General features: G+C 39.7%; 11 protein-coding genes. 7 read left to right on the top strand and 4 right to left on the bottom strand.

Annotated features, from left to right (window positions below; genetic code table 11):
- The first annotated feature begins 7 nt into the window (after positions 1–7).
- Positions 8–2164 carry a serine/threonine-protein kinase gene (locus UABAM_RS14485; protein ID WP_151968721.1) on the top strand — a complete coding sequence of 719 codons (2157 nt, stop codon included), beginning with the start codon at positions 8–10 and terminating at the stop codon, positions 2162–2164.
- 42 nt (positions 2165–2206) lie between these two features.
- Here UABAM_RS14485 and UABAM_RS14480 read toward each other — a convergent pair whose 3' ends face one another.
- Both UABAM_RS14480 and UABAM_RS14475 read right to left on the bottom strand, forming a co-directional pair.
- Positions 2207–3778 (bottom strand): leucine-rich repeat protein, encoded by a 1572-nt coding sequence (locus UABAM_RS14480; protein WP_151968720.1) that lies wholly within the window; start codon positions 3776–3778, stop codon positions 2207–2209.
- Between the two features lie 113 nt (positions 3779–3891).
- Positions 3892–4428, bottom strand: coding sequence for a lipocalin family protein (locus UABAM_RS14475; RefSeq protein WP_151968719.1), 537 nt, complete (start codon positions 4426–4428; stop codon positions 3892–3894).
- 138 nt (positions 4429–4566) lie between these two features.
- Here UABAM_RS14475 and UABAM_RS14470 point away from each other — a divergent pair, with 138 nt between their 5' ends.
- Positions 4567–5364 carry an SDR family NAD(P)-dependent oxidoreductase gene (locus tag UABAM_RS14470; RefSeq protein ID WP_151968718.1) on the top strand — a complete coding sequence of 266 codons (798 nt, stop codon included), beginning with the start codon at positions 4567–4569 and terminating at the stop codon, positions 5362–5364.
- A gap of 50 nt (positions 5365–5414) precedes the next feature.
- On the top strand, positions 5415–5834 hold the full coding sequence (locus UABAM_RS14465; RefSeq protein WP_151968717.1) for an STAS domain-containing protein: 420 nt from the start codon (positions 5415–5417) through the stop codon (positions 5832–5834).
- A 101-nt stretch (positions 5835–5935) separates the two neighbouring features.
- On the opposite strand, the gene UABAM_RS14460 is transcribed toward UABAM_RS14465, so the two are convergent.
- Positions 5936–6688 carry a hypothetical protein gene (locus UABAM_RS14460; protein ID WP_229759401.1) on the bottom strand — a complete coding sequence of 251 codons (753 nt, stop codon included), beginning with the start codon at positions 6686–6688 and terminating at the stop codon, positions 5936–5938.
- Between the two features lie 259 nt (positions 6689–6947).
- Between UABAM_RS14460 and UABAM_RS14450 the strand changes: the two genes are divergently transcribed.
- Both UABAM_RS14450 and UABAM_RS14445 read left to right on the top strand, forming a co-directional pair.
- Positions 6948–8012: an NAD-dependent epimerase/dehydratase family protein gene (locus UABAM_RS14450; RefSeq protein WP_151968714.1), complete on the top strand. Its 1065-nt coding sequence runs from the start codon at positions 6948–6950 to the stop codon at positions 8010–8012.
- Positions 8013–8184: 172 nt separating this feature from the next.
- Positions 8185–9006 carry a glycerophosphodiester phosphodiesterase gene (locus tag UABAM_RS14445; protein ID WP_151968713.1) on the top strand — a complete coding sequence of 274 codons (822 nt, stop codon included), beginning with the start codon at positions 8185–8187 and terminating at the stop codon, positions 9004–9006.
- A 72-nt stretch (positions 9007–9078) separates the two neighbouring features.
- On the opposite strand, the gene UABAM_RS14440 is transcribed toward UABAM_RS14445, so the two are convergent.
- The gene (locus tag UABAM_RS14440; RefSeq protein ID WP_151968712.1) at positions 9079–10563 is read right to left on the bottom strand and encodes a hypothetical protein; all 1485 of its coding nucleotides are present in this window, start codon (positions 10561–10563) and stop codon (positions 9079–9081) included.
- Positions 10564–10829: 266 nt separating this feature from the next.
- Between UABAM_RS14440 and UABAM_RS14435 the strand changes: the two genes are divergently transcribed.
- On the top strand, positions 10830–12215 hold the full coding sequence (locus UABAM_RS14435; protein WP_151968711.1) for a C2 domain-containing protein: 1386 nt from the start codon (positions 10830–10832) through the stop codon (positions 12213–12215).
- Between the two features lie 111 nt (positions 12216–12326).
- The gene (locus UABAM_RS14430; RefSeq protein WP_151968710.1) at positions 12327–15971 is read left to right on the top strand and encodes a hypothetical protein; all 3645 of its coding nucleotides are present in this window, start codon (positions 12327–12329) and stop codon (positions 15969–15971) included.
- Positions 15972–15994: the final 23 nt, after the last annotated feature.

The following is a 15994-nucleotide window of genomic DNA, read 5'->3' as shown; positions in this document are numbered from 1 at the left end:
AGTAAAAGTGAATAAGGACGTAAAGTTTGGTCAAATAGCTCTCAGTAATAAGATGATCGATACGAAAATACTGACACACTGCATGAGTTTGCTACAAAGTAATCCGCAGCGTACTCTAAGTGATATTTTACTTGAGGAAGGTTTTCTCAATAACGAACAAGTGGCACAAATTCAAACACAAATTACGCAAAATAATATTCCACAACAGATCGGTCGTTATAAAATTTTACATGAGATCGGTCGCGGTGGTATGGGGATTATTTATAAAGCAAAAGACCCTCTCGGAGATAGAGATGTTGCTATAAAAGTTCTACTTCGCAGCAGTCATGAAAACAATCTACGCTTTATTCGCGAAGCAAAAGCAACGGCGCGTTTGCAACATCCTAATATTGTTACTCTTCACGATATAGGCCAAGACGGAGACAAATATTTCTTCACAATGGATTTCGTGAACGGCGTACCACTGGACCACTTTGTCAAAACTGACTCTTCCATACCAACGCGCAAAATCGCTGCGCTAATGATCAAAATTTGCAATGCCATTCACTTTGCACACCAGCAAGGAATTATTCATCGCGATATCAAGCCCGCCAATATTATGATGGATGAAAATGAAGAACCAAAAGTAATGGATTTTGGACTAGCAAAACTGCAAGATGCCAGTCAAAAATTATCGGTGACAGGCTCGATGATCGGTACCATTTTCTATATGCCGCCAGAACAAGTGGAGGGTAAAATTGGTTCGATAGATCAACGCAGCGATGTTTATTCTTTGGGAGCTTTATTCTACACTCTTTTAGCGGGGCGTCCTCCTTTTAGTGGCAACACCATTACCCAAGTTTCGCAGCAAATTTTACACAAAGATCCTCTGCCACCTAGCTCTATAAAACAAATCGTACCAAAGCCACTCGATTTTATTTGCGCAAAAGCACTGGCAAAAGATAAAAATATGCGCTACCGAAGTGCGAAAGAACTCGGTGATGATATTGAAAAATTCCTGCGCGGTGAAAAAATCGCACGTGACAAACTACAACGCCAAAGGAAGTTCTACAAGTGGGTGGAAAAACATTTGGTGCTCATTTTGTTGTTTACGATTGTTTGTAGTGTAGGAATTACCATTTTTATTAGTTCATACCGCAATTTACGTTTCAAGTACAAAAACTTGGTTTACAATACGCGGGAGATGACCAATGACGAAAGACTTTTCATCCAGGCTTTTAATTTTTTTATTGATAATAAACGCGACAGCGGTTGGGAATTGATCAAAACAGTATGTGAAAGAAACTTCACCCCACGCTATCATTTGCTAAAAGCCTTATACATTCGCTTAATGACGCGGCACGACGAAGACGAACGCGTAGGCAAAATTCTCAAGGTTTATTTACCTAAGGCAAATGTGAATAACAAATATATGTCTTACATAAAAGGACGACTGTATATGTATGGTGCGATTGAACACCAAGATCGCGCAGCACAAGCCATTAAAAGTTATGAATATGGCGCCGCTCAGAAATTTGCCCCATGTATAGAATCGATAGCAAACATTTATTTGCGAACACCGCGTTTTAAAAAAGAAAAACAAGCGCTAAAAATGTTTCTTGAGGTTTCGGATCAATACCATTGGGCTTCTTATTTTGTCGCACGTATGTACGAAGAAGGTATTGGTACGGAAAAAAACATAAACAAAGCCTTGGTCTACCGGCGACAATCAGCCAAACAAGGAAATTCGGCAAGTATGGTGCTTTTAGGTGATATGTTTTTAGAAAAAAACAATACTGATGAAGCGATCAAGTGGTATCAAAAAGCGATTGATACCGACAAAAACGCCTTTGCAATGTTTGCGTTAGGTAAGATTTATTTAGCGCAAAAAGATAACTTACTACGCGGGCTAAAGTTGTTATGGAAGTCTTGTGAAAGTGACGTTCCCGGAGCACATGTTTATTTAGCAAAAAACTATATGTATGGGAAGTTGTTGGGACGTGATTATCGTATTGCGCGTATGTTACTGGTAAAAGAGAGAAAAAACGGAGAGGCTTACTATTTACTCGGTAAAATATTCGCAAATGGTTGGCGGGTAAAAAAAGACAAAAAGCGCGCGGAAAAACTCTATCAAAAAGCGGTGAGTTTGGGATACGACACCGCCAAAGAAAAGTTAAACAAGTAGAGGGAAGATATTGGCAAATTTTGAAGCCTCTCGCCAATGTTGTCACTTAGATAATAAGCGTTTTATCGCTTCAGGCAATTCGCGAATTGGATTTTGTTGTACGTGCAAATACTCTAATTTTGTCAATTGCGCCATACTATCCGGTAATTCTTGTATTTGATTGTGTTGTAATGCGCAAATGAGCAAATTTGATAAATTTCCTATGGAATTAGGCAGCCGTTGAAGATGGTTGTTGTTTAACTTCAATACGCGTAGTTTTTGTGCCCCTCCTATTTCCTCGGGGAGTTTTCGCAAATGGTTGTCACTTAAATTTAGTCGATCTAAATGGATTAAATTGCCAATACCTGGAGGTAACTCTTGTAGATTATTTCCTGTTAATTCGAATATGGTCAAACTTTGTAGCTGGCCAATTTCATTCGGTAGTCGGTTGAGTTGGTTTTTTTGTAGTTCTAATTCTTTCAGTTTGTGTAGCTGACCAATTTCGTTGGGTAGTTCACAAAGCTTGTTGTTTTGCAGTGCTAATTTTTCCAATTTTTTTAGTTGACCAATCTCTGTCGGTATTCTATGCAGTTGGTTATGAGTTAATCCTAAAACTTTCAATTGTGTCAAATTGCCTATTTCGCTACCGAGCTGTTTTATTTGATTTGTACCTAATTCGAGTTCTTCCAGATAAAGAAGCTGCTGCAGTATGATGGAAATATCTTGTAGTTGATTGCTATACATTTTAAGTGAGCGTAACTTAGGTAGTTCTATTTGTGAGGGAAGTTGCGAAATTTTATTCCAACTCAAGTCATATGTTTCAAGACTTGGCAACTGTAAAGTCGCGGAAGGAATAAGGCGTAGTTCACAGTCTCTTAGATATAGAGTGGTTAATTTTTTAAGTTGTTGCATTTCCTTTGGGAAGTGTGAAATGGGATTTTCACTGAGGTTGAGAATTTCGAGATTATGTAGCTTGCCAATTTCCTCAGGCAGCTCTTTGACTGCATTTTTAGAAAACGATAACTCTTTGAGGTTAGGTAGTTTTTGTAATTCTATGGGAAAATGTGTAAAGTTATTGAACTTTAAATCCAAATATTGTAGACGAGATAACCGTTCTATGTCTGATGGAATACTTCTAAGACGATTACAGCAAATAAACAACACTTCGAGATTTTTGAGTTGTAAAATTTCTAGGGGAAATTCATCTTGGCCGTTACCGCTGAAGCTAAATTTTTTTAGATGGATCATTTGCATTATTTGTGGTGGAAGATTTTCGATTTCGTTAAAACCTAACTCAAGGGTTGTTAATTTTGTTAGTTGGGAGATTTTTTGTGGTAACACTTTTAGGTTATTGCTCCCACAATTTAACTCTTGTAATTCTGTAAGATCAAAAACATAATCGGGAATTTTTTGTAAACTTTGGCCAGATAAATCTAGACGAAAGTTGTTTGAAAAGCTGCAATTCTCAAAGCGGCACCCTTCCAAATCTTCAAAGTTGACGCTCGAACGAAAACTACAGTTGTGAAAGGCAGAGTTGCGAATAGAATATGCATCTTGCTCCAAATAAAATGTGCAGGCATCGTAAAGTGTGTTACTCGAAATTTCTTCTAGGACTTTCGCTTTTATTGTTTGCATTGTCAGCTCACTTCATTGTAACGATGGACTAGTTTTATGTTTTTTTATAAAGTTTGACTCTTGCACGGTGGTTGAGAAACAAGCTTGGTGTACACTTGTCCCTCAAATGACCATCAGCGGTCGGAAAGATCATGTTGTACGATAATTAAATCGTCTACGTCAAAGTCAAGTTTTCTTGCCATTTCCATCAGTCGGTCGAGAAGATCAGGTTCCATCGTTTTTGTCCTGGACAATATCCAAAGATAAGAACGGTTAGGACCGCAAACCATTGCGTAAGAATAATTCTTACGATCTAGCTCCATTACATTATAACCGCCATAAAATGGCCAGAAAAAAGTGACCTTTAAACTCGCTACATTTTTTTCTTCGACAAAGTATGCTCTTCCTTTGGCTTCTTGCCATTTCTGACTTTCAAGGTTGTAACCTTTGTTCATAACATCTATACCACCGTCTTCTCTATTACTATATGTCGCTGTGACGTTACTAAGTCCGCGTTCAAAGCTATGATCTAACCTAGCAATTTCGTACCACTTTCCCAAATATTTATCTGCCTCGAAGTCACGAACAACTTGCACACCTTGGGGAATACTTGCGCAACTTGAGAGTAATGTGCAGAGGATGACGCCTGTAAATAATATGATTTTTTCCATAGTTTTCCTTTTCTTTAGATTTCTCTTATGCAGTAAAAGTATAATAGCATGAAAATATTTTAAGGCCTAATAATAACTAGGAGAACGGTGTTGGTTTTCGTGCTGTTCTGTGGTGAAAAGTAATAAAAGGAAAGAAAAATGACAAGCGATATTTTTATAACGGGTGCTACAGATGGCATTGGAAAATTGACCGCCACTCATCTAGCACAACAGGGTTTTTGTATACATTTACATGGACGAAGTGAGACGAAAATTGCACAAACGATAAAAGATATCAAGTCATCGACAAAAAATACAAATATTTATGGATACCAAGCAGATCTGTCCTCTTTTGCTGATATACGTAAAATGGTGGATGAAATGGCAGAAATTCCCATTGATGTTTTGATCAACAATGCGGGTATGGCCGGAGGAGAAGAGCGTAAAGTAAGCCATGATGGCTTAGAATTGTGTTTTCAAGTCAATTATCTATCGACATTCTTACTCACACATCTTCTTCTGCCTAAAATACAAGAATCACAAGGGCGCATTGTAAATGTCTCCTCTTTAGGGCAATATCATATTGACTTTAATAACTTGATGTTAGAAAAAGAATACGATGGAATTCGCGCATATCGTCAAAGTAAAATCGCAATGATCATGTTTACATTTGACCTAGCCGAAAAGTTAAAAAACACCAATGTCATTGTCACATGTTTGCATCCTGGCTCAATGCTGAACACAAAGATTGCCCAAGAAATGTTTGGAAAATCTCGCGGTTCGGTGAACCAAGGAGTGGAGCCTATCGTTCGTTTGGTAACAACGGATGATAAAAATATACACGGCAAGTTTTTTAACGGGTTACAGGAAAGCGAAGCTCTTCCTCAGGCGTATGACCGAGAAAGTCGCGATAAGCTGTGGGCAATAAGTGAAAAACTTACTGAATTTGCGAAGTAGATTTATCGTTACTGAAAAACAGACTTTAGCCTAATGGAAAGTAGCAAAATATGTCTAAAAATTTTTGGGTTCAAAAGCAAATAACGGTAAGTAACGAGAATATCATGTTGCTGCATATTACAACAAAAAATGTGCGGATTACGGGCACTGACTCTGATGGCTGTATTGTGTTAAAGGATTTAAGCGAATTATCGATTCAAGAGAATAGAAAACCCAAGAATGTAATTTTAAGTCTTGGCAATGTACAGGAAGTTTGCTCGGCATTTATAGGAACACTTATCGACATCATGGATAAATTTTCTCTTTACGGCGGTATTTTACTACTTGTAGATGTTCCAACTGTTGCAAAAGACGTGTTTGCTCGTTGCGGTGTGAGTAGTATACTTTCTACCTTCAGCTATTCTTGTGAACAAAAAGCCATCGAAGACTTACCGCGAGTGCGAGAATTAGACTTTGGATCGTGTTTGTAGATATTGTTTTCCGTTTGGTGGATTTTATGCGGAAGCGGTTTTGACAAACAAACATTTAAGTTTGTTTGCCCGATAATTTCTAGAATCCGTGGAGAATCTTACTAGTGGCCCATATCTATGTTCATCACATTGAGCCGGAAAATAAAAACATATACGAATTTATTTGTTGTTGATTGTGCTTTTAAGTTTATATCCCCAGCATTTGCATCAAAATCCATGATTACTTCACCACTCTTTTTGAAACCAGAAAATTGTTTTTGGTTCTTTTGTGCGTCCTGTGTTTGTACTTGGATATCTAGATCATCTAAAAGAAATATACCTAGTGGGTAATTATGAATTCTCTCGTCTTTAGAACTTTTTAGTACGATATCCATATTGAGTTTACCATTCACTATTCGAGAAGACCTCGTGGTTGTGGTAGATACAAATTTTGTCATCGGGATTTCTTTGGGATAAATCCACAGTAGGTCTTTTATTTGATCACTGTCAAATAAGGAAATTTTGAATGTGGAGAGATTTAACGCTAAGTGTCTAATTTGTGTATCACTTACCATGGAAAGATATAAGAATAGTTCTCGGGTATTCGTGTTTACAATCGCTGCGCCTTCTCTAAAGTCTTCCATACTATTCACAGATAATTTTTGCCATTCGATTTGCTCATTAGCAAACATATCGAATGTATAACTGTTGTGTAATTGCCACAAGTCGGACAGAGCATGTGCGGCATCATTAAATGGATTGTTTTGTGGATTTGTTGCGATTTCAAAGCCCATTGTGAATGTTTTTTCAAAGTCGGTTGTGGCGTTCACAAGGTTCAAGCAACAAACAAGTAAAATCGTAGCTATCTTTTTCATTGTAATTTTCCCTATCTAAAAAATGAGTTTCGTTGATGATGTACACCTATAGGTTTGGAGAAAAAATAATCGTGTATCCGAAAAAAAAATTTTTTTTCACAACTTTCATGTCCATGCAACGGCAAACCTTAGTTCTTCTAATAGATTCAATGAGTTTACTTAAATAAAAATAAATCCGTAGAAAAAACATTTGACAAAAGACGGGGCGTCTCTTAATATTAGGAGACGATGTGTCTTTTAAGAATATTAAGGAAAAAAAATGAATATCGATAAAAGTAAACCAGTTATGGTGACCGGTGCAACGGGCTATGTGGCAGGATGGATTGTCAAAAGACTACTAGAGGAAGGCCTTACCGTACACGCAGCAGTACGCCAACCACAAAACAAGGAAAAGCTCAAATATCTTGATGCCGTTGCTGAAGATACCCCTGGAACAATAAAGTACTTCAAAGCGGATTTAATGGACAACGGTTCGTATGCCGACGCTATGAAAGGTTGTCAGATTGTTTTTCATACAGCATCACCTTTTTTCTTAAACGTAAAAGATCCACAAAAAGAACTTGTGGAGCCTGCTGTTTTCGGTACACAAAATGTTTTAGAAGAGGCGAACAAAACGGCATCTGTCACTAGAGTTGTTCTTACTAGTAGTTGTGCGGCGATTTATGGAGATAACAAAGATCTCGAAAGTAAACCTTCCGGTAAGTTTACGGAAGAAGATTGGAACACTACCTCTTCGTTAAAGCATCAACCCTACTACTACTCCAAGACCTTGGCGGAAAAAGAAGCGTGGAAAATTTGTCAAGCCCAGGAACGATGGGATATGGTGGTTATAAATCCTTCTTTTGTGCTTGGACCAGGAGTGAATCCTTTTGGAACTTCAGAGAGTTTTACTGTCATCAAACAGATGGGAGATGGTACGGCAAAAGCGGGAGCGCCTAATTGGAACCTTGGAGTTATTGATGTTCGTGATCTTGCCGAAGCTCACCTCAAAGCAGCTTTTGTTCCTGAAGCACAAGGACGTTATATTATCTCCGCACGTGGATCGAGTTTTCCCGAAATTGCAGCGATCTTACGTGAACATTTCGGTAATAAGTATCCTTTCCCGAAGAAAGTGCTTCCCAAGGCCCTTGTGTGGATGTTTGGTCCGATTTTAAACCCAGCTCTGACACGCAAATCTATCAGTTGCAATATTAACTACCGATGGGATGCAGACAATAGTAAAGGAATTAAAGACCTTGGTATGAAATATCGTCCCTTTAAAGAGTCGGTTGTCGATTTCTTCCAGCAAATGATTGACAATGGGTATTTTGAAAAGGCGAAGTAGTCGAGCAAAAGAGTATTTTTACCATCGTAGTTTCGATATCCGTTGACTTATTATGAGTACTTCGCAACAACAGTGCAAAAAAATGTAGTTATGGTTACTTCTCTATTGGCAAATTTCATGCTAAAATAAATTCATTCATACATTACAACGATCTAAAGAATTGAGGAATAACATGTGGAAGAATATAGTTGTTTTTATATTTTTGATGTCTTTATCTATTGCTCAGATTCCCGATATTGTTGCACATCGCGGAGCATCTAAGGACGCCCCTGAAAACACGTTAGCGGCATTCGAACTCGCCTGGGAAAAAGGTGCAGATGCCATAGAAGGTGATTTTCGCCTGACAAAAGATAATAAAATCGTATGTATTCACGATAGCACCACAGAAAGAACTGCACAGCAAAACCTTGTTGTGGCCGATTCCACTCTTGCACAACTACGAAAATTAGATGTGGGAATTTGGAAAGACAAAAAGTGGCAAGGACAAAAAATACCAACATTTCAGGAAGTGGTGGCCACGATACCTGACGGGAAAAAAATCTATGTAGAAATCAAAAGCAGTGCCAAAATAGTTCCGTTTCTTGCCCAGGAAATAGTGGACTTAAAAATAGATATTAAACAAATTGTCATTATTGCCTTTGACAAGCAGGTCATTGTAGAAATAAAAAAATACTATCCGTTGATGAAAGTGTATTTACTTTCAAATTTTTTGAAGAAAAAGCAGCAACGGCGCATCCCTTCCACGAAAAAAATTCTCGAGACTTTGCGGCAGATAAATGCGGATGGAATTGATGGCATTGCCACTTTTTTGGTTGGAAAAAAGTTTGTAAACGCTATCCATGACGCTGGATTTGAATACCATACTTGGACAATCAATGATAAAGCAACAGCACTCTATTTTCAATCCCTTGGTGTTGAATCCATTACCACCGATCGTCCATATTGGTTACGACAAAAACTCGAAAATGAACGCGCGATTATTGAACAAAAGTAATACACGCTTCGAGCCCGAGCCCGCTTCCGAGCCCGAGCCCGCTTCCGAGCCCGGGTTCAAAGCGTATGCTATTTAATCGACTCCTACCCTATTCGAAAAAGCCCCCAAGCGCACCTGGCGATTTTGTCCAAGCCACTTAATGCGAGAAGTAATGGTTCCATGGTCGCTTGCGATAATACCTTTTTCAATCAGCATACCAAACATATCAATGACTTCATCGCGCTCATCTGTCATTCCGCCTGGGTTTGAATTGTTGTCTGTGTGATTGGCAAATATATAATTGTATTTTACAGGACTATGATCCAATAGATTGACTACTTTTGCGGCCTGTGCGGTTTGTTCATGTCCGTTCCACGCTAAAATAATATGATGGCAACTGATAAATTTCAAAAGAAGCGTAGATACGAAAGAGATATCTTCGCAAAAGCCCGATGTAAAAAATACACTCGCTGCTTTCTGGCCATCAACACGAGTAATGCGATACGCCAAGGTTCTTAGTCCCCCTCGCGACCCAGGACCGCCATCTGCGATATTTCCATGGTCCCAAATGTAAGACCGAATCATCACTTTGCCAAATCGATACGCGGTTCCCACCGAAAACCTCTGACCGTTAATCTGTGAAAAACGAGGATTGTAAGCATTTGTGTATCTATCATGAAAAGTGGGCATTGATATGTCGTTGCGCGTTGGCTTGAGATAATTGCTATCATAGCCAGACTTACCATAGTATGGGTCAAAAGAAGCATCATAACTCATGACAATAGAGACTTTCGCTTTTTGCGCTTTGCCGGTAAGAGCGATCCCTGTTCGCATAAAATCGCTATCCGTAGTCGCTTTTATGCCTCCCAATATATAAGGGATATCTCCCAGATGATCGCCATGTTTGTGAGAAGTCAAAATGCTTTCCACTTTGTAGCCACGGCCAATGAAATGGCGTAGTAAATTTACCAAGCGTGCGACACGTTTGCGCTCGACCTTGACATAGTCGAAATTTCGTACCCCACCAATAGTCGCTTTACTAACATAACCGTCGAACAAAAAAATTTGCTTATCAAGTGGATTGGCCATCACCCATGTTGCACAACCACCCCAGTACCAATATTGGTAAGGACCTGCTTTGAACCACGTTCGAAGATCCTGCAAATTTTTGCTATTGTACATACTAACCCCAGGCGAAGGATTATCCACACAGCGTATCCAATAGTAGCAAATTTTTCGTTTACCGCGTGACGAACGAATTCCCTTTACCGTAAGACGAAAATTCTCCCTTGACCGCAAATAAACTGTGCGCGAAAAACGTCGATGTTTACCACTGATTCTGGCTTTGCCACGCAACACCCATTTGTAGCCTCCTCGAACTTCTTCATGCCATTGTGCTTCTACAACTGTTTGATCATCGCCAACCCAGATGGTAAAAGCACGTAGCCCATTTTTTGATGTGTAGTGCCGATCAGTATTTCCTTCCCAGACACGGTACTTCTTCGTCTGCCCGGGACGAATCGCATACAAAGGTGTAATAGACACAATAAGCACCACTAGAGTAATTCGCATAAACATGTCTAACCTCCTATGACCTTCAAATATGAAGGACTTGGTTTTTATTTTTAACAGTACTTACAAATGTTTATCACATATTTGTAATGCAACTAATGTACCTCTTAACAACCTAAAAAATTAAAAATTTAAAATAAAAAATATTGTAGAAAATATTAAAATCATTATCATGGCTGAAGAGAAGTTACTGTGATTTTATCATTTGCCCAGATTTTCTGTTTTTATGTTTAGAGTATTGTCGCAATAGTTGTTTATCAAGGTTGAAGATTATGAGAATAAGTTATTTGTTTCTAGGAATTTTATGGGGGAGTATTGCCAATGTAATACTGGCAACCACACCTCTACACATTCACATCAATAAAATTAAAAGTCCTGTTGTTGTGGGCGAATCTATCCACTACACTGTTGAAATTAGCAACACTACTTCTGAAAAGGTTCGTGATGTACAACTTGTTGTAAGCCTTGCTTTTGGTTTAGATATGACTACGACAGGAGATATTGCCAGTGAAGAAGCTGATGAAGATGCAGAGTATGACCATATTGAAGAGGATGGAACTATATTTGAATTGCTTACGATGGAAGCAGGTTCTACCGTCTACTATGAATTAGAATGCGAAGTGTTCAATCAGTACTTCGATGAAGAAGAAGAAAATGCACCTGTTACGGCCACTGTGTACTATTTAGGGCGTTTTGGTGACTATCAAAAAATTTCGGCAGATGCAGAACATTTTAAGGTACATGATGCGGCGTATTTGGAAATGGATGTTGAAAACGAAGAAGAGGGTGAGTATGTGGTTTCTGTTAGCAACATTGGTCCCGTTGATCTAGAAAAAGTGGGGGCCGTTATCCGCTATTCTCCGTACAACGTAGATAAAATCAGTGTACATACAACGACTACAGTTGCCTATTTCTACAACGAAGGAACTATTTTTGTCTATCCTCGAAAAATGAACGCCGATCCAGACGGGGAAGAAGAAGGCTGGGTATTTACGGTAAAAGCCACTTCTGATGAGGAAGAACCTTTCTCTGTGGCACTGTTGCTAGGCGATTTCTCTTATCCTAGTCATGATGATGCTGATGGAATTACATCTCCCGTTGATTCTGTCGCTTCCTCTGATGAAGATGAACCTGAACCTGAACCTGAGCAAGACGTGTATTTTGGCGGAGAGGATACCGATAGCACCGAAGATTTTATTGCGAAGAATCCTGAAGAGGAAGAGCCTGTTGCCGCTGTTGAAGAGGAAGAGTCTGTTGCTGAGGTACAACCACAAAAAATAGTGCGTACTTTGTATTTGGAAAAGGCGACATATGCGAAACGCAAAAAGAACAAGAAGAAGTGGGATTTTGGTTTTGGAAAAACGACCAAACCAGATTCATTTGTTGTTGTTTATTCGTGGGTGAATGGCAATTGGAAAAAGCAGCATACGACAAAAGTGCAGAAGAATAACTTACAACCATCGTGGCAGCAAAGTACCTCTATCAAGGTAGAAGAAGGTAGTAAGATTAAATTTGAAGTTTTTGACAAAGATTTACGTAAGAATGATGTGCTAGGATCTAGTACGCAAACAATTACCACGGATCAATTTAAACAAGATAGTGTGACTATTTCTTTTGATAGTGTTGAGTCTTTTGAATATACCTTACGAGAAGAATAGTTATTTTGAAAACGGTTCTTGCATTGAAATGTTGATAAATACTACCCATTTTGTTTGGGAACAGTGCAATCGTTGTGTTTTGTGAAAACACAATATTTAAAGGATTACTTTATGAGATATATAATGTTTTTTTCTATGTTGCTTTTTGCAGGCTCTATGTGGGCCGAAGATCTAACAAAGCAACAAGCGTATAATCTGAAAGAGGCCAAATGGCATATCAAACGCGCCGAAGATGCAAAGCATCCTTATATGTTTAACTCTTCGCTAAAATCAGCCGAAAGATATATGAAAGCCCTTATGGCAGAAGTCTCTGATCATGAAGATGTTGTTGCTGTAAAACAGCGCTATGATAAGTTAGTTTTACAAAAAGAGTTGAAGGATGCTGAAAAGAAGTTGTATTCAGCGATTAGCAATGCCAAGACATATCTTCGCTCATTTGATCGTAGTGGTAAGTTACATAGCTGGGAAGTTCCTAAAGTGAAAAGATATCAGGACCAAATAACAAAATATTCCCAGGTATTGGAAAAAAATAAAAGCGACTATGCTAAAATTTTAGAAGATGCGAAAAACATTTTAGCAAAAACGTCCAAGGCTTTAGGCGGTTCTTCTAAAAAAACAACAACAGAACAAGCTCCGAAGTTAAACAGTTGGGTAATTTCGCGTTTGAAATCTTTAGAAAAGGTTTTGGAGCAAGGAGAAAAGGCAGCCAAAGAAGGACGTATGTCCTCTGTGAGGGGAAGGCTGCACTCTGTGAATATTCAGAGAAATGAATTCATACGTATGTATGGAAAAAAAGTCGATATGAATCATCCACGTATTGTATCGATGAATAAAAGATATAATGATCTGCAAGCAGTAGTGGATGGAGAAAAAGCAAAAGCGGAAGCGGAGCTAGCGGCGAAGAGAAAAGCGGAAGCCGAGGCAAAAGCGAAAGCAGAAGCGGAGTTGGCAGCGAAGCTAAAGGCAGAAACGGAGGCAAAAGCGAAAGCAGAAGCGGAGTTAGCAGCGAAGCTAAAAGCGGAAGCGGAGGCAAAAGCGAAAGCAGAGGCGGAGTTAGCAGCGAAGCTAAAAGCGGAAGCGGAGGCAAAAGCGAAAGCAGAGGCGGAGTTAGCAGCGAAGCTAAAAGCGGAAGCGGAGGCAAAAGCGAAAGCAGAGGCGGAGTTAGCAGCGAAGCTAAAAGCGGAAGCGGAGGCAAAAGCGAAAGCAAAAGCAGAAGCTGAATTGGCAGCGAAGGTAAAGGCCGAAGCTGAGGCTAAGGCTATAGCGGAAGCGGAATTGGCGGCTAAATTAAAGGCAGAAGCCGATGCAAAGGCGAAAGCGGAGGCAGAAGCGAAAGCACTAGCAGAAGCAGAATTGGCTGCGAAAGCACAGGCGGAAGCAGATGCAAAAGCAAAAGCGGAGGCAAAGGTAGAGGCGGAGTTAGCAGCGAAGCTAAAAGCGGAAGCGGAGGCAAAGGCAAAAGCAGAGGCGGAGTTGGCAGCGAAGCTAAAAGCGGAAGCTGAGGCAAAAGCGAAAGCAGAAGCGGAGTTGGCAGCGAAGCTAGAAGCGGAAGCCGAGGCAAAAGCGAAAGCAGAAGCGGAGTTGGCAGCGAAGTTAAAGGCCGAAGCCGAGGCAAAAGCGAAAGCTGAAGCGGAATTGGCAGCGAAGTTGAAAGCAGAGGCAGAAGCAAAAGCTAAGGCGGCAGCAGAAGCAGCAGCAAAACCGGAAATGGACCGTTGGGCTTTGTCGCGTTTGAAACAGCTAGAAAAAACGCTTGATGGAATTGATCAAGCGATTCAGAGAAAAAGTCTAGGCAGTGCCAAAGGACGTTTACGAGGTGCACAACGCCAAAAGGCTAGTTTTGTAAGAATGTATAGCAAAAAAATAAACATGAATGATCCGCGTATTGTCGCAGTAAATGAAAGGCTTTCCAAAATAGAAGCTACGATTGCCGAAATGGAAGGCCAAAAAACAGCGACAACACAACCTAAAAACACCAACAATTCAAATCAAAATAACACCAACAAACAAACCGGATCCAAATTATCATTTACAGCGAAAAGTTCTGTGAATCGTTTAAAAAAAGGTCTAAAAGCCATTAAGTATGCTCTTAGTAAAGATGATTTCCGTAGTATTCAGATGGCCTATATGTCCATGGAACGCGAAGCGAAAAAACTACAATCACAGCGTGTTCCTCTGACACATCCCGAAATTAAACCGATACTTGTTGAACTACGTACGGTGATGATGCAAGCAAAAGCACGTCGCGAAGTTCTTATGAAGGAAAAAGCACAAGCAGATGCTTTAGCCAAGAAGAAAAAAGAAGAACAAAGACGTTTGGCGGAAGAAGCCAAAAAACGCGAAAAAGTGGACAGAGCTTTACGTGATGGACGCCAAAGACTCAAGTATGCTAACAGTATTTTTGAAAGAGCTGCAAAGACCACTTCTCTATCATACAATAGTAATTATCGTTCGGCGATAGAGAGCTTAGATTATGCTGTGGGAGAGGTAGAAAAATACAAAAATGATGAAGAAGTGAAAAAGTTTCTTCAGGAGATTGCAACCCAAAAACAACAGTTTTTAGCGGAGTTAGTAAAAGATAACAGTGAACGCTTGGCAAAACTTGCGGAGACAGGAAAACATTTTGTCGCCCTCCCGATTTTTGTAAGTGAAATTTACAAAGATGTGAAAGATTATCCGGTACATTTGCAAACATATGAGAAGAGTTTGCAAACAATTATGGAGAAAGCCGCAAAACGCACAAACGATGTCATGTGGGAAGATGCTGGTCTACGCGTGGCGAAAAGGGAAAAGTTATTCAATAAGCATTTGCTAAGAATAGCGAAAAACCACCCTAAATGGAGTAAGTTGGTCGATGAAAATCGTCAAAAGCTCATCGCGAGAGTGTTGCAATATGGGTTGGATGTCAGTGCGAAATATCCCAATATGAGTGCTATGTCACGCGATCGCCATTTAAACAAACATTTGGACTGGGCAAAGGAATTAGCAGGAGACAATGCGAGTTACCAAAAAGTCATCACTGATGGTAGAGTGAAGTACGATGAAATTTTTACAGCTCTTGCCACACAATTGGCTAAAGAAAAAGCAGAGGAAGCCGAACGTCAACGCAAAGAAATGGAATTGGCGCGTAAAAGACACGAGGCTTTTCTGAAGAGTTTGAGTCCAAAACGTTTAGAGATTTACAAAGAGTGGGATCGTAAAAATAGACGCCCACGTAATCCAAATAGCAATACCTGGGTTTTCTATGATACCGACGGCTCAGGAAAACAAAAAGTAGGTATCGAACACACCTATGTATTTAATGATGCTGGCGATTTGATCAACCACGACAAAAAGACCGAAGATGTGTGGCTGACGCTAAAGTACAACGGTAAACTCCTTGCATACGTTTATATTGGCGATGCACATGGTTATGCGGGGACTGTATCACAAGATAAGAAGAGTGGTGTTTCTTTTCAGTATATCAAAATAAGCGGAAAGACCGTTCGTGCAAATGTGGGAGCATTGCATATTGAAATAGGAGATAAGTGGGAAGAAGTTGTCAACCATAACTATTACAATAGCGATGTCCAAGTAAAATACTGGGCGAGCGGACGTTATGCGAAGGGCGCTATTCACAATGAAAAAGGTTTTGTCATTAAAGCCGACATTGACGAATACAAAAAGCGCATTCATCGTATTTTAGGTCGTACACCGGGCCCCGAGGCCATTCACTATGCCATGTATTTTGCCGTTGCCCATCACTTAATTCGTTAATTGTTGATCGTCAAAATACAAAT

Source organism: Candidatus Uabimicrobium amorphum (genome assembly GCF_009002475.1).
Taxonomy (GTDB): Bacteria; Planctomycetota; Uabimicrobiia; order Uabimicrobiales; family Uabimicrobiaceae; genus Uabimicrobium; species Uabimicrobium amorphum.
This window is presented reverse-complemented; position numbering and strand designations above follow the sequence as displayed.

Excerpts from the sequence above, each read along its gene's own strand:
- UABAM_RS14480 (WP_151968720.1), bottom strand. The coding sequence starts at position 3,778 with ATGCAAACAATAAAAGCGAAAGTCCTAGAAGAAATTTCGAGTAACACA.
- UABAM_RS14475 (WP_151968719.1), bottom strand. The coding sequence starts at position 4,428 with ATGGAAAAAATCATATTATTTACAGGCGTCATCCTCTGCACATTACTC.
- UABAM_RS14470 (WP_151968718.1), top strand. The coding sequence starts at position 4,567 with ATGACAAGCGATATTTTTATAACGGGTGCTACAGATGGCATTGGAAAA.
- UABAM_RS14465 (WP_151968717.1), top strand. The coding sequence starts at position 5,415 with ATGTCTAAAAATTTTTGGGTTCAAAAGCAAATAACGGTAAGTAACGAG.
- UABAM_RS14460 (WP_229759401.1), bottom strand. The coding sequence starts at position 6,688 with ATGAAAAAGATAGCTACGATTTTACTTGTTTGTTGCTTGAACCTTGTG.
- UABAM_RS14450 (WP_151968714.1), top strand. The coding sequence starts at position 6,948 with ATGAATATCGATAAAAGTAAACCAGTTATGGTGACCGGTGCAACGGGC.
- UABAM_RS14445 (WP_151968713.1), top strand. The coding sequence starts at position 8,185 with ATGTGGAAGAATATAGTTGTTTTTATATTTTTGATGTCTTTATCTATT.
- UABAM_RS14440 (WP_151968712.1), bottom strand. The coding sequence starts at position 10,563 with ATGTTTATGCGAATTACTCTAGTGGTGCTTATTGTGTCTATTACACCT.
- UABAM_RS14435 (WP_151968711.1), top strand. The coding sequence starts at position 10,830 with ATGAGAATAAGTTATTTGTTTCTAGGAATTTTATGGGGGAGTATTGCC.
- UABAM_RS14430 (WP_151968710.1), top strand. The coding sequence starts at position 12,327 with ATGAGATATATAATGTTTTTTTCTATGTTGCTTTTTGCAGGCTCTATG.